This is a genomic window from Lysobacter soli (assembly GCF_009755585.1).
In the GTDB taxonomy this organism is placed as follows: domain Bacteria; phylum Pseudomonadota; class Gammaproteobacteria; order Xanthomonadales; family Xanthomonadaceae; genus Lysobacter_J; species Lysobacter_J soli.
Map to the genome: position 1 here is coordinate 2,723,221 of NZ_CP046603.1, position 20,613 is coordinate 2,743,833.

The 20,613-nt window shown below is 69.0% G+C and carries 17 protein-coding genes; 14 read left to right on the top strand and 3 right to left on the bottom strand.

From position 1 onward, the window contains the following. Nucleotides 1-16: 16 nt before the first annotated feature. The 5 genes from amaB (at nucleotide 17) to GOY17_RS12400 (ending at nucleotide 5,821) form a co-directional block, all read left to right on the top strand. Nucleotides 17-1,549, top strand: coding sequence for an L-piperidine-6-carboxylate dehydrogenase (gene amaB, locus GOY17_RS12380; protein ID WP_115844470.1), 1,533 nt, complete (start codon nucleotides 17-19; stop codon nucleotides 1,547-1,549). Nucleotides 1,550-1,618: 69 nt separating this feature from the next. Further along, complete coding sequence (locus tag GOY17_RS12385) at nucleotides 1,619-2,677, top strand: quinone-dependent dihydroorotate dehydrogenase (RefSeq protein ID WP_115844467.1); 1,059 nt, start codon at nucleotides 1,619-1,621, stop codon at nucleotides 2,675-2,677. Between the two features lie 19 nt (nucleotides 2,678-2,696). After that, a complete protein-coding gene (gene murB / locus GOY17_RS12390) occupies nucleotides 2,697-3,737 on the top strand; it encodes a UDP-N-acetylmuramate dehydrogenase (protein WP_157030636.1) in 1,041 nt (346 codons plus the stop codon). A gap of 54 nt (nucleotides 3,738-3,791) precedes the next feature. Then, nucleotides 3,792-4,661: a DMT family transporter gene (locus GOY17_RS12395; protein WP_157031718.1), complete on the top strand. Its 870-nt coding sequence runs from the start codon at nucleotides 3,792-3,794 to the stop codon at nucleotides 4,659-4,661. A gap of 35 nt (nucleotides 4,662-4,696) precedes the next feature. After that, nucleotides 4,697-5,821: a hypothetical protein gene (locus tag GOY17_RS12400; RefSeq protein WP_157030637.1), complete on the top strand. Its 1,125-nt coding sequence runs from the start codon at nucleotides 4,697-4,699 to the stop codon at nucleotides 5,819-5,821. Between the two features lie 31 nt (nucleotides 5,822-5,852). Here GOY17_RS12400 and GOY17_RS12405 read toward each other — a convergent pair whose 3' ends face one another. Together GOY17_RS12405 and ispG are read right to left on the bottom strand one after the other, a co-directional pair. Continuing rightward, the gene (locus GOY17_RS12405; RefSeq protein WP_425482267.1) at nucleotides 5,853-6,566 is read right to left on the bottom strand and encodes a phosphatase PAP2 family protein; all 714 of its coding nucleotides are present in this window, start codon (nucleotides 6,564-6,566) and stop codon (nucleotides 5,853-5,855) included. Further along, a complete protein-coding gene (gene ispG, locus GOY17_RS12410; RefSeq protein WP_157030638.1) occupies nucleotides 6,556-7,830 on the bottom strand; it encodes a flavodoxin-dependent (E)-4-hydroxy-3-methylbut-2-enyl-diphosphate synthase in 1,275 nt (424 codons plus the stop codon). The genes GOY17_RS12405 and ispG overlap by 11 nt, the downstream gene beginning before the upstream one ends. A 111-nt stretch (nucleotides 7,831-7,941) precedes the next feature. Between ispG and xseA the strand changes: the two genes are divergently transcribed. The 3 genes from xseA to GOY17_RS12425 all read left to right on the top strand — a co-directional run bounded on the left by xseA (nucleotide 7,942) and on the right by GOY17_RS12425 (nucleotide 12,655). Further along, on the top strand, nucleotides 7,942-9,303 hold the full coding sequence (gene xseA, locus GOY17_RS12415) for an exodeoxyribonuclease VII large subunit (protein WP_157030639.1): 1,362 nt from the start codon (nucleotides 7,942-7,944) through the stop codon (nucleotides 9,301-9,303). A gap of 77 nt (nucleotides 9,304-9,380) precedes the next feature. Next, complete coding sequence (locus GOY17_RS12420; RefSeq protein ID WP_157030640.1) at nucleotides 9,381-10,850, top strand: aldehyde dehydrogenase family protein; 1,470 nt, start codon at nucleotides 9,381-9,383, stop codon at nucleotides 10,848-10,850. Between the two features lie 65 nt (nucleotides 10,851-10,915). Then, nucleotides 10,916-12,655, top strand: coding sequence for a vWA domain-containing protein (locus tag GOY17_RS12425; protein WP_157030641.1), 1,740 nt, complete (start codon nucleotides 10,916-10,918; stop codon nucleotides 12,653-12,655). Nucleotides 12,656-12,682: 27 nt separating this feature from the next. Here the strand turns inward: GOY17_RS12425 and GOY17_RS12430 are convergent, their stop codons facing one another. Beyond that, entirely contained in the window at nucleotides 12,683-15,565 is a 2,883-nt protein-coding gene (locus tag GOY17_RS12430) for a sensor domain-containing phosphodiesterase (protein ID WP_232338423.1), read from the bottom strand. Nucleotides 15,566-15,772: 207 nt separating this feature from the next. Here GOY17_RS12430 and GOY17_RS12435 point away from each other — a divergent pair, with 207 nt between their 5' ends. From GOY17_RS12435 to GOY17_RS12460, 6 genes are all read left to right on the top strand, one after another. Beyond that, on the top strand, nucleotides 15,773-16,327 hold the full coding sequence (locus tag GOY17_RS12435; protein ID WP_157030643.1) for an RNA polymerase sigma factor: 555 nt from the start codon (nucleotides 15,773-15,775) through the stop codon (nucleotides 16,325-16,327). Continuing rightward, a complete protein-coding gene (locus GOY17_RS12440) occupies nucleotides 16,324-17,370 on the top strand; it encodes a hypothetical protein (protein ID WP_157030644.1) in 1,047 nt (348 codons plus the stop codon). The genes GOY17_RS12435 and GOY17_RS12440 overlap by 4 nt, the downstream gene beginning before the upstream one ends. After that, entirely contained in the window at nucleotides 17,367-17,951 is a 585-nt protein-coding gene (locus GOY17_RS12445) for an IMPACT family protein (RefSeq protein ID WP_157030645.1), read from the top strand. Before GOY17_RS12440 ends, GOY17_RS12445 begins: the two co-directional genes overlap by 4 nt. A gap of 99 nt (nucleotides 17,952-18,050) precedes the next feature. Then, nucleotides 18,051-19,814: an ABC transporter transmembrane domain-containing protein gene (locus tag GOY17_RS12450; RefSeq protein ID WP_157030646.1), complete on the top strand. Its 1,764-nt coding sequence runs from the start codon at nucleotides 18,051-18,053 to the stop codon at nucleotides 19,812-19,814. Between the two features lie 91 nt (nucleotides 19,815-19,905). Then, the gene (locus GOY17_RS12455) at nucleotides 19,906-20,160 is read left to right on the top strand and encodes a hypothetical protein (RefSeq protein WP_157030647.1); all 255 of its coding nucleotides are present in this window, start codon (nucleotides 19,906-19,908) and stop codon (nucleotides 20,158-20,160) included. 94 nt (nucleotides 20,161-20,254) lie between these two features. Continuing rightward, entirely contained in the window at nucleotides 20,255-20,593 is a 339-nt protein-coding gene (locus tag GOY17_RS12460) for a hypothetical protein (protein WP_157030648.1), read from the top strand. Nucleotides 20,594-20,613 lie beyond the last annotated feature (20 nt).

A 20,613-nucleotide genomic window follows, 5' to 3' on the forward strand; every position in this document is an offset into this window, starting at 1 on the left:
AGTAAAGGGAGCCGCCATGACCCACCCCGTCCTCACCGCCCTTGGCCTGAACGCCGCCGAATCCGGTACCTATCTCGGCAACGGCGAGTGGTCCGGCACCCGCGATGCGGGCGTGCTCGAGTCGGTGAACCCGACCAACGGGGAGGTGCTGGCGAAGGTCCACGCGTCGTCGCAGTCCGATTACGACACCATCGTCGAGCGCGCCCAGGCCGCCTTCAAGGTGTGGCGCACCACCCCGGCTCCGCGTCGCGGCGAGGCGATCCGCCTGTGCGCCGACGCACTGCGCAGGCACAAGGACGCCCTCGGCTCGCTGGTCGCGCTGGAAATGGGCAAGTCCAAGCCGGAAGGCGACGGCGAAGTGCAGGAAATGATCGACATCGGCGACTTCGCCGTCGGTCTGTCGCGCCAGCTGTACGGCCTGACCATGCATTCCGAGCGCCCCGGCCACCGCATGTACGAGCAGTGGCATCCGCTCGGTCTCGTCGGCGTGATCTCGGCGTTCAACTTCCCGGTCGCGGTGTGGGCCTGGAACTCCTTCATCGCGGCGATCTGCGGCGACATCACGATCTGGAAGCCCTCGCCGAAGACGCCGCTGTCGGCCGTCGCATCGATGAAGATCTGCAACGAGGCGCTGAAGGCCGGCGGTTTCCCGGACATCTTCTTCCTGTTCAACGACGCCGGCACCGAGCTCGCTTCCAGCTTCGTCGACGACAAGCGCATCCCGCTGATCAGCTTCACGGGTTCGACCAAGGTCGGCCGCATCGTCGGCGAGCGCGTCGCGCGCCGCATGGGCCGCTCGCTGCTGGAGCTGGGTGGCAACAACGCGATCATCGTCGACCCCACGGCCGACCTGAAGCTCGCCATTCCGGCAATCGTCTTCGGCGCCGTCGGCACCGCGGGGCAGCGCTGCACCACGACGCGCCGCCTGTTCGTGCACGAGTCGATCTACGACGACGTCCTCGCCAAGCTCGTCACCGCCTACAAGCAGGTGGAGAAGAAGATCGGCGATCCGACCGATCCGGCCAATCTCATGGGTCCGCTCAACAGCCGCGACGCCGTGCAGGCCTACCTCGACGCGATCGAACAGGCCAAGGCCGCCGGCGGCAAGGTCGAAACCGGTGGCGCCGCCATCGAGCGCGCCGGCAACTTCGTGCTCCCCGCCATCGTGACGGGGCTGTCGAACGACGCGGACATCGTGCAGCACGAGACCTTCGCGCCGATCCTGTACGTCATGAAGTACCGTGACCTGGCCGACGCCATCCACATGCAGAACGACGTGCCGCAGGGCCTGTCGTCGGCGATCTTCACGCAGAACCTGAAGGCGGCCGAGGCATTTTTGTCGGCGGCCGGCTCGGATTGCGGCATCGCCAACGTCAACATCGGCACCAGTGGCGCGGAGATCGGCGGTGCGTTCGGCGGCGAGAAGGAAACCGGCGGCGGTCGTGAATCGGGTTCGGACGCCTGGCGCGCCTACATGCGCCGCCAGACCAACACGATCAACTACTCCGACGCACTTCCGCTGGCGCAGGGCATCAAGTTCGACCTGTAGGAGCTTCCGTCCATCCGCGTTCACACCCGCATACGGTTCTCGACCCAGGCCACCCTCCAGGCTGACTGAATGTACGGACTCGCCCGCCCCTTCCTGTTCGGCCTGGACGCCGAAGCCGCGCACGGCGCAGCGCTCAACGCGCTGGAAGTGGCGTACCGCACCGGCGCCGGCGCACTGCTGTCGCGGCGTCCCACGCCGCTGCCGACGCGCGCGTTCGGACTGACGTTCCCCAATCCGGTCGGCCTGGCTGCCGGTCTGGACAAGAACGGCGCGCACATCGATGCGCTGATGGCGCTGGGGTTCGGGTTCGTCGAGATCGGCACCGTCACGCCGCGTGCGCAGGAAGGCAATCCGAAGCCGCGCATGTTCCGGCTACCGGAGCACGAGGCCGTCATCAACCGGCTGGGCTTCAACAATGGCGGCGTCGATGTGCTGGTGCGTAACGTCGAGCGGGCGAAGCGGCGCCACGGCCTGCTCGGCATCAACATCGGCAAGAACAAGGACACGCCGAACGATTCGGCGGAGGACGACTACCTGTTCTGCCTGGAGCGCGTCTATCCGCTCGCCGACTACGTGACGGTCAACATCTCCTCGCCCAACACCGCGGGTCTGCGCGAATTGCAGGAAGAGCAGGCGCTGCGACGCCTGGTCGGCACGCTGCGCGAGGCGCAGGAACGGCTTGCGGGCGTCCACGGCCGGCGCGTGCCGATGCTGGTGAAGATCGCGCCGGACCTGACCGACAACGACGTCGAGGCCGCCGCGCGCGTATTGGGCGATCTGCATGTGGATGGCGTGATCGCCACGAACACCACGATCTCGCGCGTGGGTATCGAAGGCTCGCCACTGGCCAACGAAGCGGGCGGGCTGTCCGGAAAGCCGCTGCTCGGCCAGGCAACCGCGGTGTTGCGCATGATGCGCACGCGCCTGCCGGAGTCGATTCCGATGATCGGCGTGGGCGGCATCCTGTCCGGCGCCGATGCCGCGGCGAAGATGGCCGCGGGCGCGACGTTGGTGCAGTGCTACACCGGCCTGGTGTATCGCGGGCCGGCGCTGATCAAGGAATGCGTCGAAGCGATGCGTCGCCGCAAGGAAGCCCCGAGTCGCGGCAACATGCCGCCGATCGTATGAGCCGCGAACGCACGTCCCCATGACCGACCCCATCCGCGTGCTGCACGGCGCGCCGCTTCGTTCGCGCAACACCTTCGGCGTCGCCGCGACTGCGCCGCTGTTCGCAGAAGTCGCCGATGCGACCGCCCTGCCTGGCCTGTTCGCACGCAGCGAGTTCGCCGGCCGCGCGCCGCTCGTGCTTGGCGGCGGCAGCAACCTGTTGTTCGCGGGCGATCCCGACGTCCCGCTGCTGGCGCTCACCGGACAGGACGTGCGCATCGTGCGCGACGAAGGCGACATGGCCATCGTGCGCGCGGACGCCGGCGTCGCGTGGCACGGGTTCGTCCTGCGCATGCTGGACGAAGGCTTCGCGGGACTTGAAAACCTGTCGCTGATTCCCGGCACCGTCGGCGCCGCACCGATCCAGAACATCGGCGCATACGGCGTCGAGGTGCGCGAGTTCATCCATGCCGTCGAAAGCTTCGAACCCGCCACCGGCCGCGTGCATCGCTTCGACGCCGGGCAGTGCGCGTTCGCCTATCGCGACAGCGTGTTCAAGCACGAACCCGACCGCTTCATCGTCACCGCCGTCGAATTCGCGCTGCCGCGCACGCCGGCGTTGAAGCTGGACTACGCCGGCATCGGCGACGAACTCATCGCGATGGGCATCGCCTCGCCTACGCCGCGCGATGTGGCGCAGGCGGTCATCGCGATACGCCGACGCAAGCTGCCCGATCCGGCCGTGCTCGGCAACGCGGGCAGTTTCTTCAAGAATCCCATCGTCTCGGTGACGCAGGCCGAAGCCTTGCAAGCCGAACATCCCGGCATGCCGGTGTTCCGCGGCAACGGACCGGAGACGCGCAAGCTCTCGGCCGCCTGGTTCATCGACGCCAGCGGCTGGAAGGGCCATCGCGACGGCGATGCCGGTGTCGCGCCCACACACGCGCTGGTGCTGGTGAACCACGGCAACGCCAGCGGCCACGAATTGCTCACGCTGGCACGACGCATCGCCGACTCGGTGCGCACGCGCTTTGCGGTATCCATCGAGCCCGAACCGCGCATCGTCGGCGCGAGCTGGTAAGGAGTTGCAACGGTGAGCGAAGCCCTGCCCCATCCGCTTCGCGCCGCGGGATTCATGCTGGCCAGTACCTTGTGCTTCGGCGTGATGGCGATCGCGATCCGGCTCGCGTCGCACACGCTCAGCACGGTGGAAATCGCGTTCTTCCGCAACTTCTTCGGCCTGATGACCGTGCTGCCGCTGGTGATGCGCATGGATCCGGCGGCGTTGCGAACGAAGCAGCTGCCGCGCTACTTCGTGCGCTGCGTGATCGGCATCTTTTCGATGCTGTGCGGCTTCTGGGCGATCGGCCACCTGCCGCTGGCGCAGGCCATCTCGCTGTCGTATTCCTCACCGGTGTTCGTGACGATCCTGGCCGCGGTGATGCTGGGCGAGACCGTGCGCGGGCGACGCTGGGCCGCCGTGGCCGCGGGTTTCATCGGCGTACTGGTGATCGTGCGGCCGTTCTCGCATGAATTCACCGGCGGCACGCTCATTGCCCTGCTCGCCGCGGTGCTCAGCGCGGTGGTGGCGATCCAGATCAAGCAGCTGGCGCGCGTGGACGCCGCCAACACGATCGTGCTCTACACCTACCTGTTCTGGGTGCCGATCTCGCTGATTCCGGCGCTGTTCGCGTGGGAATGGCCGCAGGGCATCGTGTGGCTGTGGGTCATCGGCGCCGGTTTGTTCGGCACGGGCGGCCAGGTGCTATGGACGCATGCGCTGAAACTCGGCGAAGTGTCGGCGCTGACGCCAATCAGCTTCATCCAGCTGCCGCTCGTGGCGCTGGTCGGCTGGCTCTGGTTCAACGAATCGGTCGACGTCTACACCTGGATCGGCGCCGGCATCATCCTCGCCGCGAACGCCTACATCGCCCATCGCGAAGCCGTGCTGCTGCGCAGACACGCGACGACGGCACCAGTCGAGGCCGCCAAGCCCGGCGAGTAAGCCGGCCTCGACAGGGTCTGACCCCATTCCCTACGATGACGGCACGAACGGGGGAAATGGACATGAGAGCAGGGATTGCGGTCGCCGCACTGACGGCGCTGGCGCTATGCGCGTGCGATGGGGCTATCGAAAGTTTGCGCGGACACGACACCGCCGTCAGTCGCCCCGCTGAAGTGCGGTCGTCCGACAACACTCCCGCCACGCCGCCCATGACGGTTTCGGACGCCGCGCCGCCTCCGCCGGCCCCCGACAGCCGACTGGTACCGTTCAACGTGGACGCGCCCCGTGCAGACGCCGACGCAAGCGCGCTGCGCTGCGAGTTCCCGGGTCTATCGTTGCCGCCCAGGTTCGCGGTTTACGCCGCTGGTGCCTACTCCGGTCGCAAGCTGGACTACCAGATCGACCAGAGCGGACACCAGGCGACGCAGATCGACGTCGCCGTCAGCGAAGACGCCCTGCCCGTGGTCCTGATGCTGGGCGCTTACGAACCGACCGTATGGAACATCGGCTGGTCGCCGCGCACGCGCATCGTCGCCGTGCTGGTGAGCGGCTATCACCGACAGGCCATCGCCGGCCTGCCGTCGTCGGTGCCGCGCATCAACAGCAGCCATGACAACAAGGGGCCGTGCGGCTCTTTTTACGTGACCGAGGAGCAACTCGCCACGCTCAATCCGATCGCCCGTCGCGTGTTCGGCCAGCCGGTCACCCGTGCCTTCATTGCCAACAACGGTTTCGTTGCGGTCGGCAACGGCGGCACGTCCGGGTTGCTCACCGATGCAACCCAGCCGCCGGGCGGGTTCCGCGATCCGGATGCGCCGCTGGCGGGCGAAGCCGGCCTGCGCGATGCCCTCGCCAAGGGGCTGCTCCGCGAGGCGCGCGAGAGCGACCTGAGCGCCTGGCACTCGGCCTACGACGCCGCGAATCTCCGCGATGCCCCGCCGGTCAGCGGTGCACGGCCGTCGCGCGTGTCGGGCGGCATGCTGCACAACGCCTATGTCGTGGTGCGCCCGATGCGGGTTCCAGCGGGCCTGTATGGCGCGCATTCGGCCACGTTCATCGTTCCCCGCGGCGTGCAACGACCCACCGGCGAGCTGGGCCATTCGCGTATTTTCGACTGGAACACCATGACCTGCGCCGGCGCGACCTGCAGCATGGAGTGAGCGCCCCGACGCTGCGCGAATCGCGCTGCGCTCAACCCGATCCAGGTACACGGGCGCGCCACGGCCGCCCGTGCACCCGATACACCGACAGGAAGACCACGGCGACCCACGCCATCGCGACCGCCCAGCCGGCCACGATGTCCGACGGGTAATGCACGCCCAGATACACGCGTGACAGGCCGACCAGGACCACGAACGGCACCATCAGCGCGATCACCGGCCAGCGCCAGCGCGTCGACCACGCCAGCAGCACCAGCACGCTGGCGAGCGTCATCGAGCCCATCGCGTGGCCGCTCGGGAAGCTGTACGTGGTTTCCGGCGCGATCGACTCCCACAGCGACGGCCGGTCGCGTGCGAAGAACAGCTTCGCGCCGACGTTGAGCAAGCCCGAACCGCCCAGCGCGATCGCCGCGAACACCGCCTCGCGATAACGCCGGAGCACGGCCAGCACCAGCACGAAGGCGATGTCGAACGGCACCACGCCCCACGCGTAGCCGATCTTCGAGACGAACACGAAGAACTCGTTGAATCCCTCGCGCGCCATGGCGTGCGCGAAACGGAGAATCGGCTCGTCGAACGCGATGGCTTCCTGCTCGTGGATCTCGTCGGCTAGCTCGCCGAAGACCCACAACGGCAGCAGCAATCCGACGAAGACCAGCCCGAGCAGCAGGCCGTGACGGCGCAGGTGCCCCGCGCCGTAGCGCAGGACGCTCGCAACGGCGCTGTCGCCGGATTCAGCCGCCACGCGCGGCGTCGACTCCGAACTTGCGCTCGACGTACTGGTCGATGAGCGCCACGAACTCGTGCGCGATGTTCTCGCCGCGCAGGGTCACGGTCTTCTCGCCATCCTCGAACACCGGCGCCGACGGCGCTTCGCCCGTGCCCGGCAGCGAAATGCCGATGTTCGCGTGGCGCGATTCACCCGGGCCGTTGACGACGCAGCCCATCACCGCGAGCGTCAGGTTCTCCGCGCCCGGGTGGCTGATCTTCCACTCCGGCATCTTCGCGCGCACGTGTTCCTGCACGGTCTTGGCCAGTTCCTGGAAGAAGGTGCTGGTGGTGCGGCCGCAACCCGGGCACGCGGTGACCATCGGCGTGAACGCGCGCAGGCCCATCGTCTGCAGCAGTTCCTGCGCGACGATGACTTCGTTCGTGCGCGACTGGCCCGGCTCGGGCGTGAGCGAGATGCGGATCGTGTCGCCGATGCCTTCCTGCAGCAGAACGCCGAGCGCCGCGCTGGAGGCGACGATGCCCTTGCTGCCGATGCCGGCCTCGGTCAGGCCCAGGTGCAGCGCGTACTTGCCGCGGCGCGCGAGCTCGCGATAGACGGCGATCAGTTCCTGCACGCCGCTGACCTTCGCGCTGAGCACGATGCGGTCGGCCGGCAGGCCCAGTTCCTCGGCGCGGACGGCCGAATCCAGCGCCGAACGGATCAGCGCCTCGCGCAGCACTTCGGCCGCTTCGCGCGGTTCGGGCAGCGCGTGGTTCTCGTCCATCAGCTGCGCGGCGAGCGCCTGGTCGAGCGAGCCCCAGTTCGCGCCGATGCGCACCGGCTTGCCGTAGCGGATCGCCAGTTCGATCAGCGTTGCGAACTGGCTGTCCTTCTTCTTGCCGAAGCCGACGTTGCCCGGGTTGATGCGGTACTTCGCCAGGGCCTCGGCGCACGCCGGCTCGGCGGTGAGCAACTGGTGCCCGTTGTAGTGGAAGTCGCCGATGATCGGCACGTTCACGCCCATCATCGCCAGCTTGTCGACGATGCGCGGCACGGCGGCCGCGGCTTCCAGCGTGTTGACGGTGACGCGGACCATTTCCGAGCCCGCGCGCCAGAGCTCGGCGACCTGTTTGGTGGTGGAGGCGACGTCGGCCGTGTCGGTATTGGTCATCGACTGGACGACGACCGGATGGCCGCCGCCGACGTCGACGCCGCCGATGCGGACCGCGGTCGTCAGTCGGCGCGGCAGGGGTCCGAAACCGGGGTGCGCACAGGGCGCCTGGGCATGCGAATTCATCTGCATATTGTAGGCCACGCGGGCGCCGCGGCCGTCCGTCTTCACGCGTGCGATCACGTGACCGGGGCCCCCACCTGCGGTACCGTGGCCGGCCATCGCAACGCCCCCGCCATGCGCGACCTCCCCGACGACACCCGCCCCGACACGGTGCTGACGCCCAGCCAGCTGAACACGCTGGCGCGCGACCTGCTGGAAGGCGCCTTCCCGTCGATCTGGGTCGAGGGCGAGCTGGGCAACGTCTCGCGCCCGTCGTCCGGGCACCTGTACTTCACGATCAAGGACGCGCGCGCGCAGGTGCGTTGCGCGATGTTCCGACCCAAGAGCAGCTGGCTGCGCTTCACGCCGCGCGAGGGCCTGCGCGTGCTCGGTCGCGGCCGGCTCACGCTGTACGAAGCGCGCGGCGAGTACCAGATGGTGTTCGACCATCTGGAAGAAGCCGGCGAAGGCGCGCTGCGCCGCGCGTTCGACGAACTCAAGGCCAAGCTCGCCGCCGAAGGTCTGTTCGATGCAGAACGCAAGCGTCCGCTCCCACGTTTCGCGCGCCGCGTGGCGGTGATCACCTCGCCCACCGGCGCGGCGGTGCGGGACGTGCTGAGCGTACTGTCGCGGCGCTTCCCGCTCGTCGAAGCCGATGTGCTGCCGGTGCCGGTGCAGGGCGAAGGCGCGGCGGCGCAGATCGTGGCGATGCTGCAGAAGGCGGTGGCGGCGCAGCGCTACGACGTGATCGCGCTCGCGCGCGGCGGCGGTTCGCTGGAAGACCTGTGGGCGTTCAACGACGAGCGCCTGGCGCGCACGATCGCCGCTTCGCCCGTGCCCGTGGTGTCGGCCGTCGGCCACGAAACCGACTTCAGCCTCAGCGATTTCGCCGCCGATGTGCGCGCGCCGACGCCGTCGGTCGCCGCCGAGCTGCTGGTGCCCAATCGCGAGGATCTGCTGCACCGTGTGCGCGTGCTCGACGCGCGTCTGCGCAATTTGCAACTGCAGCGCCTGCGGCAGGCGATGCAGCGCGCCGATCGCGCCGCGCTGCGCCTCAACGCGCTGCGTCCGCGCGCGCGGCTGGACATGCTCTGCCGTCGCCAGGCCGATGCGCTGCGCCGCCTCGACGCTGCGTGGAAGCGCCGCCTCGAACGCGAACGTGCGCACCTTCGCCATGCCGACGCCGTGCTGCGCGCGGCGCATCCGCAACGCCGAATCACGCGGCTGCGCGAGCGCCTCGCCGCCGTCGCGCAGCGCCCGCAATCGGCCATCGTGCGCCGGCTGTCGAAGGAAGCCCTGCACCTGCGCGGGCTGGCGCGATCGCTGGAAGCGGTGAGCCCGCTGGCCACGGTCGCGCGCGGGTATTCGATCCTCCGCCACGAAGACGGCCGCATCGTGCGCAGCGTGCTCGATGCGGCCCCGGGCGACCGCCTGTCCGCGCGGCTGTCCGACGGCGAACTCGCGGTGCGCGTGGAAGCGCACGACGGCGACACCTGATCGTCCGGGTCCTGCGCGACAACTGATCGCGCGCTAACGCGGGCTGCCCTACCCTTGCCGTTTTCCGGGAGCAGACCATGCCCAAGGACAAGAACAAGCGCGCCGGCAAGGGGCTGAAATCCAGCTATCCCTACTACCTCGCCAACCGTCCGGTCGCGGCCAACACCGATCTCGACGTCCTCGACAAATACAGCGGCAAGCGCGCCACGCGCGTGGCGCTGGCCGACGGCGCGGCGGTGCGCAAGGCGATCGTCGCGGGCTACCAGGCGCGCGAGGCGGTGGCGGCGTTTCCGCCGGATGCGCGCCGCGATGTGCTCGAACATTGCGTGCAGCGCTTTACCGAACGCTTCGACGAACTCGCGCTGGCGCTGTGCATCGAAGCCGGCAAACCCATCCGCGACGCGCGCGGCGAAGTCACGCGACTGATCGACACCTTCCGCATCGCGGCCGGCGAGGCGTCGCGCCCGGGCGGCGAAATGGTCGAGTTGCAGATCTCGCCGCGCACGCGCGGCTATCGCGGCATGGTCAAGCGCGTGCCGGTCGGGCTGTGCGGCTTCATCACGCCGTTCAACTTCCCGCTGAACCTGGTCGCGCACAAGGTGGCGCCGGCGATCGCCGCCGGCTGCCCGTTCGTGCTTAAACCCTCGGAGAAGACGCCGATCGGTGCGCTGATCATCGGCGAGATCCTCGCCGAGACCGATCTTCCGAAGGGCGCGTTCTCGATCATGGCGTGCAGCAACGACGACGCCGCGCAGCTGGTCGAGGACGAACGCGTCGCGCTGTTGAGCTTCACCGGCGGCCTCGTCGGCTGGGACCTGAAGGCGCGCGCCGGCCGCAAGAAGGTGACGCTGGAACTCGGCGGCAACGCGGCGTGCATCATCGATGACGAACCCGGTGCATCGCTGGACCACGTCGTCGAACGACTGGTCTTCGGCGCGTACTACCAGTCTGGCCAGAGCTGCATCAGCGTGCAGCGCATCTATGCGCACGCGGCGGTGTACGACCGGCTGCGCAAGAAGCTCAAGGCCGCGGTGGCGAAGCTGCGGATGGGCGATCCGCGCGAGGAATCCACCTTCATCGGGCCGATGATCGACGAGAAGGCGGCACAGCGGATCGAGTCGTGGATCGCCGCCGCGCGCAAGGGCGGTGCGAAGCGGCTGGCCGGTGGCGATCGCGCTGGCAACATGGTGCCGGCCACGCTGCTGGAGAACGTACCGCGCGATTCCGACCTGTACCGCAAGGAAGCCTTCGCGCCGGTCGCGATCATGGAACCGTTCGACGACTTCGAGCAGGCGCTCGACAAGGTGAACGACAGCGACTTCGGCCTGCAGGCGGGCGTGTTCACCGGGCGCCTGGACCATGCGATGCGCGCGTGGGACCGGCTCGAGGTCGGTGGCGTGATCGTCGGCGACGTGCCGAGCTTCCGCGTCGACAACATGCCCTACGGCGGCGTGAAGCAATCCGGGCTGGGCCGCGAAGGCGTCCGCTACGCGATGGACGACATGACCGAACAGCGGCTGCTGGTGATCCGCGACCCGGTCGGCTGACGCGCCTCAACCCCGTTTTGCGCGGACGCGCGTTTGCCACGGCGACCCAACCATGGAGTTCGCCGATGAACCGCACCGCCCTCGTTTCCACGCTGCTGTGCGCCGCGGTGGTCGCCGCGCTCGGCGGCTGCCGCAGCACGTCCCAACCCGCCGAACAGGCGGCCGCACGCCAGCGCGCCGAGCAGGAGAACGCCGCCCGGGCGCAGGCGAAGGCCGCTTCCGCCGATGCGGCGGCGGCGTCGGCCACGCTCGATCGCATCGAAGTCACCGGCAGCCGGATGCGGGAGGCGTACGCGCCGGCGGTCGCGCCCGCTCCGCCGCCGGCGCCGATGATGCTGATGCGCGTGGCCCCGATGCAGCCGGCCAACACCGAGAAGTACGCCGAGCGCACCGACAACCCCGTCCAGCGCGCCGCCGAGCAGCCGGTGTCGACCTTCTCCATCGACGTCGACACGGGCAGTTACGCCAACGTGCGGCGCATGTTGAACGATGGCGTGCGCCCGCCCAGCGATGCCGTGCGCGCCGAGGAGTTCATCAACTACTTCGATTACGGCCATCCCGCGCCGACCTCTCGCGAGACCCCATTCCGCGTCACCACTGAGCTGGCGACCGCGCCGTGGAATCCGCAGCGTCAGGTGCTGATGATCGGCATCAAGGGCTATGACGTGCCGAAGGCGAACCTGGCACCGGCCAACCTCGTCTTCCTCATCGACACGTCCGGGTCGATGGGCGAGCCCGACAAGCTGCCGCTGGTGAAACAGGCACTGCGGCAACTCGTACCGCAGCTTCGTGCGCAGGACCGCGTGTCGATGGTCGTCTATGCGGGCAGCGCAGGCCTCGTGCTGCCACCCACGCCGGGCAACCGGCACGGCGAGATCCTCGCCGCGCTCGACCGCCTCGACGCCGGTGGAAGTACCAACGGCGGCGAAGGCATCGCGCTGGCGTATGCGATGGCGAAGCAGGCCTTCATACAAGGCGGGGCGAACCGCGTGATCCTCGCCACCGACGGCGATTTCAACGTCGGCACGGTCGACCAGAACGCGCTGGAAACGCTCGTCGCCGATCAACGCAAGAGCGGTATCGCGCTGACCACGCTCGGCTTCGGCACGGGCAATTACAACGACGAGCTGTCCGAACGGCTGGCCGACGTCGGCGACGGCAACCACGCCTACATCGACAGCGTGCGCGAGGCGCGCAAGGTGCTGGTGCAGCAGATGGGCGGCACGCTGCTGACCATCGCGCGCGACGTGAAGATCCAGGTGGAATTCAACCCGGCGCAGGTCGCCGAGTACCGCCTGATCGGGTACGAGAACCGCATCCTGCAGCGCGAGGACTTCGCCAACGACAAGGTCGACGCCGGCGACATCGGCGCGGGCCACCAGGTAACGGCGCTGTACGAGATCACGCCTGCCGGTTCGTCCGCGACGCGCGTGGCGCCGCTGCGCTACGGCGATGCGAAGGCCGCGAAGCCCGACCTCGCGATCGGCAACGAACTTGCACACCTGCGCCTGCGCTACAAGCTGCCGGGCCAGGACAGGAGCAAGCTGATCGAAACGCCGATCCTCGCTTCGCAACTCACGCGCACGCCGGGCGAATCGCTGCGTTTCGCGAGCGCGGTGGCTGGATTCGCCGATGCGCTGCGCGGCGGCGAACGCATGGATGGCTGGGGCTGGGACGCGATGATCTCCGCCGCACGCAACTCGCGCGGCGACGATCCTCGCGGCGAGCGCGCGGAGTTGATCCAGCTGATGGACGCCGCGCGGCAGCAGGCCGGTGCGGACGAGCGCGTCGGCATTCGTCGGTAAGAGACGGCGCGCAGGCGCCGCTGGAGATCAGCCGGAAACGACGAGCTTCAGCGGCGTCACGCGCATGCGTTCGGCCGGATAGCCGAACAGATAGCCCTGGCCGTAGGTGCAGCCCAGTTCGCGCAAGGTCGCGCGCTGGGCTTCGTTCTCGACGCCTTCGCCGATGGTGTGGATGCCCAGCGTGCCGGCCAGCGCCTGGATCGCGCGGACGACCGCCACGCTTTCAGGCTGCGTATCGCCGACCAGGCCGGAGACGAAACTCTGGTCGATCTTCAGGCACTCGATCGGGAAACGATGCAGGTACGACAGCGCCGAGAAGCCGGTGCCGAAGTCGTCCAGCTGCGCGAGCACGCCGTGACTGCGCAGCGTGCGCAGCATGCGCAGCGCGCGCGGCACGTCGTCCAGCAGCGCGACTTCGGTGATCTCGATGCGCAGGCGATGCGGGTCGGCACCGGCCTGGTCGATCATGCGCAACAGACGGTCGGCAAAGTCCGACGAACGGAAATGCCGCGGCGACACGTTGACCGAGATGTAGCCTTCGCCGCCGCGCGCCAGTTCGTCCATCACCTGGCGATACAGGATCCAGTCGACTTCCTCGATCAGCCCGCTGTCCTCGCCCACGCCGATGAACTCGCTGGGCGTGAGCAGGCCGCGGCGTTCGTGACGCCAGCGCAGCAGCGCTTCGTGGCCGATCACGCGCTGGTCGTCCAGGCGCACGATCGGCTGGTAGAACGCGACGAAACCGTCGCCGTTGATCGCGCGACGCAGGTCGGCTTCGAGGTCGAGGATGCGCACGGCTTCCTCGCGCATCGCCTCGTCGAACACGGCGCAGCGATCGCGACCGGAGGACTTGGCGCGGTACATCGCCGCGTCCGCGTCGCGAAGGAGCTCGGCGCCGGTGCGGTAACGCGGATGCCACAGCGCGATGCCCAGGCTCGCCGACGGGAAGACCTCGCGGCCGGCGATCCAGCACGGTTCGCCGAGCGCGCGCAGCACGCGCTGTGCGAGTTCCTCGGCCACCTGCGGGCCGTCGATGTCCTCGATCAGGATCGCGTACTCGTCGCCGCCCAGTCGCGCGACGGTGTCGCCGGTGCGCACGGCATCGACGATGCGGCGGCCGGTTTCGATCAGCAGTTCATCGCCGGCCGAATGGCCGACCGAGTCGTTGACCAGCTTGAAGCGGTCCAGATCGAGGAACAGCACCGCAAACGTTCGCTGCGGCTCGCTCTGCGCACGCGCGATGGCGTGCGAGAGGCGGTCGAGCAGCTGGCTGCGATTGGGCAACCCCGTGAGCGCGTCGTGCGTCGCCTGGTGCGTGAGCTGCTGTTCGACGCGGAGGCGCTCGCCGATCTGCGACAGCAGCTCCGCGTTGGCCTGCGCGAGTTCTCGCGTGCGCGATTCGACGCGTTGTTCGAGTTCGGCATGCGCGGCGACCAGGCGGTCCTGCGACTGCTTGCGCGCAAGACCGATCGAGATGTGGTGCGCGACGAACGTCAGCAGTTCCTGGTCGCGCACGCTGAAGTTGATCGCCGGCGAATAGCTCTGCACGGTGATCACGCCGACCACCGATTCGTTGCGGAACAGCGGCACGCCCAGCCAGCAGTGCGCGAGCGAGCCGCGGCTGCGCACCAGCCCCTGCGATTCCAGCGCCTGGATGCGCTTGCGGTCGGCCAGCAGCGGGCGGCCGCGCGCGATCACGTACTCGGTCAGGCCCGAGGTCAGCTTGCGCATCTCGCGGACGGCGTCGCGTTCGTCGATCGAATACGGGAATTCCAGCCGCTCGCCATCGTCGGTGAGCAGCGCGATGTAGAAGTTGCGTGCGTACAGCAGGTCGCTGACGACGTCGTGCACCTGCGTGTAGAAGCGCTCCAGCGTCTCGGAGGTGATTGACAGTTCGGCGATGCGGAACAGCGCGCGCTGCAGGCGTTCGGCGCGCTGGCGCTCGATGATCTCGGCCTGCAGGTCGCGGTTGCTCAGCTGCAGCGCCTGCGTGCGTTCCTCGACGCGACGTTCCAGTTCCTCGCGTGCATGGAAGCGGTCCAGCGCGGTGAGGATGTGCTGCGCGACGAACGCGAGCAGCGCGCGCTCCTCTTCGCCGTAGACGTCGGGGCGGTCGTAGCTCTGCACGACGATGGCGCCGCAGATGCGGTCGTCGCGGCGCATCGGCACGCCGAGCCAGTCCTCGCTGTCGGGACCGTGCTGGATGTCGCGCGGCACGCCGAGGCGTTCGCGGATCGCCGCCGACGGACCCTGCAACGGCTCGCCATGGCGCAACAGCGCGACGGTCACGCTGTTGGGCATCTCGTCGACCGGGATGTCGCGGTCGGGTTCGGCGACGTAGGTATCGCGCTGGTCGGCGAAATACAGGAAACGCATCGAGTCGCGAACGTCGTCATACAGGACGATGTACAGGTTCGCCGCGTACATCAGGCCGGCGACGACCGTGTGGATCCGCCGCAGCATGTCGGCCAGTTCCAGGTCGGAACCGGCGAGGTCGGCGATCTCGAACAGCGCCTGCTGCAGGCGTTCGGACTTCTCCAGCGATTCGGCGCGCGCCAGGGTGCGCAAGGCGACCAGGTGCGCGCCGATCACCACGCGCGCCAGCGCCAGCCACATCTCGCGGGTTTCGGACGAGATTGCCGCCGGCAGCTGCGCGGCGAGGCCGACGCGCACGCCTTCGGACGTCGTCCAGCTTCCCTCGATGCGCTGGGAGTGGATCGTCAGCGGGTCGCGCGTCAGCAGCGATTCGGCCCGGTGGGCCAGCGAGGAGCTGGCGCCCAGCGACGCCGAACCGGCGACGCCCCCATAGCTGTCGCGCCACAGCACGGCCACTTCCGACCCGGCCGGCAGGGCTTCCTGCAGGGTGTCCGCGAGCGCGTCCCGCCCATGACGGGCATCGACGATTCTCACGGCCTTGGGCCTGGGACGAGTGGACACAGCGGAAGAACCCCTGGGCAGACGGGGCAGGATAACGCGGCAATTCGCCCGCGTGCTCAACCCCTTCCGGAACTGCGACCCGTTCGTCTGAATATGAACCTCGCGATCCGGGCCGCTGCCGGCCCCGCCCCAGTGCCGTGCGACTTCCCGCCGGCGCGCGCACCCCGTACCCTGCCGCGCATGAATGCGGGCGCGGATACCGACGACGACGTGCTGATGCGGGCCTGGGCGGCCGGCGACGCCGCGTCGTTCGAACTGCTCTACGCCCGCCATCGGGGTTCGCTGTACCGGTTCCTGCTACGGCAGCTGCGGGATCCGGCGCTCGCGGACGAGTTCTTCCAGGACGTCTGGCAGCGCGTCATCGCCGCCCGCCAGGGCTGGAAACCCGAGGCCGCGTTCAGGACCTGGCTGTTCCGCATCGCCCACAATCGCCTCAACGATTACTGGCGCGGCCTGAAGCACCGACCCGCCGCGCCCGAAGATGCCGACGAACGCGCCGCGCGCGTCCCGGATCCGAGCAGCCCGGAACGCGAGTTGTCGGAGTTCGAACAGCGCCGCCGCCTGCAGCTGGCGATCGAAGAACTGCCCGACGAGCAGCGCGAAGTCGTGCTGCTCCGGCTGGAGCAGGAACTGAGCCTGGAGGAGATCGGTGCCATCACCGGCGCCGGCCGGGAAACCGTCAAGTCGCGGCTTCGCTATGCGATGGACAAGCTGCGCGCGAGATTGAACGAATGAGCCGCTTCGACGACGAACCGCTGAGCCCGGAAGAACGCGCGCTGGCCGACCGCCTGGCGCGCCTGGGCCCGCACGACGGGCCGTCGCCGGCGCTCGACGCGAAGATCCTGGCCGCCGCGCATGCCGCGGCCGTGCCGAAGCCGAGTCGTCGCCCCTGGCTCGGCCTCACCGCGATTCCCGGAAGCCTGATCACCGGCACTGGCATGGCCGCCGCGCTGGTGCTGGTGATCGGCACCGTGTGGCAGTTGCGACCCAACGATCCCGCGCCCCGCCCTGCGCGCGAAGAAGGCGACGGCGCCTATGTCAGCGCGGAGATCATCAGGCGCGAGCAGAAGGTCGTGGCACCGCCTCCGCCCGCTGCCGACGCGCCCGCGCCGACGAAAGCCCCGAGCACGCCCGCCATCCCCAGCGCGTCCACGACGGCCCAGCGCAAGGCAGCGCCGATGGCACAGGCTGCCGCTCCGGCGTCCGTGCAGGAGGACGTTCCGGGCTCCGCCGCTGCCCGCATCGCGATCGTCGGACCGGACGAGCCCATCGCCTACCGCAACGCCCCGGCCGGCACGCGCGCGGCCGATCCGTTCACTGCGCCGGCGGCGGCGCCGGCCGCCCCGGTCGCCATGCAGGCGTATTCGGAAGCGGAAAAGACCGAGGCGTTCGAGCTCGCCCGCGCCCGCCAGCAGCGCAGCGAGGAGCAGGCGGTTTCCGCGAAGCGCTCCCTGATCGACACCGGGTCGGCCGCGCCCGTCGCCGCGGCGGCACCCGCTCCACCCGACGCCGGATCCGATGCCGCATCGGGCACGACGCTCGACCGCATCGAAGTCACCGGCAGCCGCATCACGCCGGCGGACCTGCTCGCCGCGACACCGGTCGCCGAGGACGCGCAGCTCGAGGCCGCCCAATGGCTCGAACGCATCCGCGAACGTCGCGATGCCGGCGATGCGGACGGCGCGCGCGAGAGCATGGCGCTGTTCCGCAAGGCGCATCCGCGCGTGCGCCTGCCGCGTGACCTGCGCGCGCTCGCGCAGCCCGCCGCCACGCGATGAGCAGCACGCTGGCCGGCCCGACCTCGCACCTGCTCGAGGTCAAGCACAGCCGTTTCCTCGTGAACGCCGCGCCGGTCGACAGCCCGGACGAGGCGCTCGCGTTCGTCGCGCGTGTCGGCGACCCCGCCGCGACGCACAACTGCTGGGCCTACCGCATCGGCAGCGAATACCGCTTCAACGATGACGGCGAGCCTGCCGGCACCGCCGGCCGGCCGATCCTCGCCGCGATCGATGGCCAGGGCCTGGACCGCGTGGTCGCGGTGGTGACGCGCTGGTTCGGCGGCATCAAGCTTGGCGCGGGCGGGCTGGTGCGCGCCTACGGCGGCAGCGCGGCCGAGTGCCTCCGCGTCGCGCCTCGCCGCGAACTGGTCGTGTTCGCCGAATTCGCCCTCGCCTACCCCTTCGCCGAAACCGGCCCGGTGCACGCGGCGGTCGCGCAATTCGAGGCCGAAAAACTCGACGAGCGCTTCGATGCCGACGGCGCGCGCCTGCATGTGCGCCTGCCGGCCGATCGCGTGGACGCCTTGAAAGCTCGCCTGCGCGACGCCACCCGTGACCGGGTGCGTTTCTCCGACGCCTGAGGCGGTACACGCCGAAGTCGAAACGCGGAAACTTCCGACCCTCGCGCGCGGTCCGTTCCGCGTCCTGCATTCCTGCTGCTGCCCCATACTGGCCAATCGATGACCACCGACGTCTCCACCGCCAAAGCCCCGATCGGCAGCCTGCGCACGCTGTGGCCGTTCGTGCAGCGACATCGCACGTTGTTCATCGCGTGGCTCGTCGCGCTGGCGGCTTCGAGCGCCGCGACGCTCAGCCTCCCGGTCGCGGTGCGCACGATGATCGACCAGGGTTTCGCGCAAGGCGGCGGCGCCGCGATCGACCGCGCGTTCCTGCTGCTGTTCGCCGTGGCGGTCGCGCTGGCGCTCGCGACTGCGGCGCGCTTCTTCTTCGTCTCGCTGCTGGGCGAGCGCGTGGTCGCCGACCTGCGCGAGCGCCTCTACGCGCACCTGATCGCGCTCGATGCCGGCTTCCACGACCGCAACCGCAGCGGCGAGTTGGTCTCGCGCCTTACCGCCGACGCCGAATTGCTGCGCAGCGTCGTGGGTTCGAGCATGTCGGTGGCGCTGCGAAGCACCGTCACGGTGGTCGGCAGCCTGGCGATGCTGTTCGTCACCGCGCCGCGTCTGGCGGCATTCGCGCTGGTCGGCATCCCGCTCGCCGTGTTGCCGATCGTCATTGGCGGGCGCCGCCTGAAGAAGATGTCGCGCGTAAGCCAGGACCGCGTCGCGGACGCCAACACGCTCGCGAACGAAACTCTCGGCGCCATCCGCACCGTGCAGGCGCATGCACGCGAGCCCTACGAGCGCGATCGTTTCGGTGCCGCACTCAAGGAAGCCGTGTCCACTGCGCGACGGCGCATCCAGGCGCAGTCGTGGGTCACGGCGATCGCCATCGTGCTGATCTTCGGCGCGATCACGCTGGTGCTGTGGTCCGGCGCGCACGACGTCGTCGCCAATCGCATGAGCGCCGGCACGCTCGGGCAATTCATGCTGTACGCAATGATCGGCGGCGGTTCGGTCGGCGCGCTCGCTGAAGTCTGGAACGAACTCCAGCGCGCCGCCGGCGGCATGGGGCGTATCAGCGAGTTGCTGGTCGAAACCGCGGCGGTGCAGTCGCCTGCGAACCCGGTGACGCTCCCGAAACCGGTGCGGGGCGAGCTGACATTCGACCGCGTGAGCTTCCATTACCCGTTGCGCCCCGACGCGCCGGCGCTGGAGGAGTTCGACCTGCGCGTGCGCCCGGGCGAGACGGTCGCGCTCGTTGGCCCATCGGGCGCCGGCAAGAGCACGGTGTTCTCGATGCTGCTGCGTTTCCACGATCCGCAGTCCGGCTCGGTACGCGTGGACGGCACCGACGTTCGCCAACTCGATCTGGCCGAATTGCGCGAGGCCATCGCGCTCGTGCCGCAGCAGCCGACGATCTTCGCCGCCAGCGCGCGCGACAACATCCGCTACGGCCGCCTCGAAGCCAGCGACGCCGACATCGAGCACGCTGTGAAAGCCGCGCATGCATCGGACTTCATCGGCGCGCTGCCGCAGCGCCTGGATACCGAACTCGGCGAACGCGGCGCGCGGCTGTCCGGCGGCCAGCAGCAGCGCATCGCCATCGCGCGCGCCTTGCTCAAGGACGCGCCGATCCTGCTACTCGACGAAGCCACCAGCGCGCTGGACGCACAGAGCGAGCGCGCCGTGCAGCAGGCGCTGGAAACCTTGATGGAAGGCCGCACGACGCTGGTGATCGCCCACCGCCTCGCCACCGTGCTCAAGGCCGACCGCATCGTCGTGATGGATCGCGGCCGCATCATCGCCGAAGGCACGCACGAGCAACTGCTGGCGCAAGGCGGCCTGTATGCGGAGCTTGCGAAGTTGCAGTTCCTGGATTGATCCGTCGAGTCGTTGCGACGGCGGGTCGTTCTGTGTCCCGAACGATGACGCGGAGCATGCTGTCGCGTCACGAGCCACGCTTGGAGCTAGGATGCGCTGGAAGAAAATTGCAAAGCTTTCCGCTGCGCTGACCGCGGTCTTGTTCGCTGGGCTTTTCGCGGCACCGGCGTACCGTTGGGGCAAGATCGAACTAGAACGCCGCGCCGAGGCACCCGATCCGGTCGTTGCCACCATGGATGAAACTCGCGCCATTCTGGCTGCCGTGTTGGCGCATCACGCGTATGAGGGCGTTCCTCCTCCACCGGCGCCTGAATATCGCCACGCGAGGACCGTCCGCGCACGCTGATCGTTTCCGATCGCTCTCTATGCCTGTACCGGAAAACGCCTCGCGCTGGCTGCGGCGATGGGGATAGCTCGTCCTGTATCCCGAGCTGGACGCTGTGGCGCCACTCAAGCTTCGCACAGAACTGGTGATGGCAAACCCGGAGGTGCAGGCGCTGTCGCTTGGCGGCGTTCCGGGAACGCGCGTGGTCGCGCAGACGGACATCGATCACGCGCTCCAGCAGCGCGGGTGGTGGGAGACGTTCTATCGACAGTTCGGCAAGTCGGCCGGCATGGTGCGGATCACGCGACCGGTTCTGGGCAACGGCCGATCGCGCGCATTGATTCTCGTGGATCACATGTGCGACGGTCTTTGCGGAAGCGTGACACTTTTTGAGCTCGAGCACCGGAATGCGCAGTCGCACGTGTCCGGAGCGTTCCAGATCGCCGTCAGGTAGTCCCCCTCCCCCCGGCTTCC

Bases quoted from the DNA above. Each gene is read 5' to 3' on its own strand.
- amaB (WP_115844470.1), top strand. From the start codon at position 17: ATGACCCACCCCGTCCTCACCGCCCTTGGCCTGAACGCCGCCGAATCC.
- GOY17_RS12385 (WP_115844467.1), top strand. From the start codon at position 1,619: ATGTACGGACTCGCCCGCCCCTTCCTGTTCGGCCTGGACGCCGAAGCC.
- murB (WP_157030636.1), top strand. From the start codon at position 2,697: ATGACCGACCCCATCCGCGTGCTGCACGGCGCGCCGCTTCGTTCGCGC.
- GOY17_RS12395 (WP_157031718.1), top strand. From the start codon at position 3,792: ATGCTGGCCAGTACCTTGTGCTTCGGCGTGATGGCGATCGCGATCCGG.
- GOY17_RS12400 (WP_157030637.1), top strand. From the start codon at position 4,697: ATGACGGCACGAACGGGGGAAATGGACATGAGAGCAGGGATTGCGGTC.
- ispG (WP_157030638.1), bottom strand. From the start codon at position 7,830: ATGAATTCGCATGCCCAGGCGCCCTGTGCGCACCCCGGTTTCGGACCC.
- xseA (WP_157030639.1), top strand. From the start codon at position 7,942: ATGCGCGACCTCCCCGACGACACCCGCCCCGACACGGTGCTGACGCCC.
- GOY17_RS12420 (WP_157030640.1), top strand. From the start codon at position 9,381: ATGCCCAAGGACAAGAACAAGCGCGCCGGCAAGGGGCTGAAATCCAGC.
- GOY17_RS12425 (WP_157030641.1), top strand. From the start codon at position 10,916: ATGAACCGCACCGCCCTCGTTTCCACGCTGCTGTGCGCCGCGGTGGTC.
- GOY17_RS12435 (WP_157030643.1), top strand. From the start codon at position 15,773: ATGAATGCGGGCGCGGATACCGACGACGACGTGCTGATGCGGGCCTGG.
- GOY17_RS12440 (WP_157030644.1), top strand. From the start codon at position 16,324: ATGAGCCGCTTCGACGACGAACCGCTGAGCCCGGAAGAACGCGCGCTG.
- GOY17_RS12445 (WP_157030645.1), top strand. From the start codon at position 17,367: ATGAGCAGCACGCTGGCCGGCCCGACCTCGCACCTGCTCGAGGTCAAG.
- GOY17_RS12450 (WP_157030646.1), top strand. From the start codon at position 18,051: ATGACCACCGACGTCTCCACCGCCAAAGCCCCGATCGGCAGCCTGCGC.
- GOY17_RS12455 (WP_157030647.1), top strand. From the start codon at position 19,906: ATGCGCTGGAAGAAAATTGCAAAGCTTTCCGCTGCGCTGACCGCGGTC.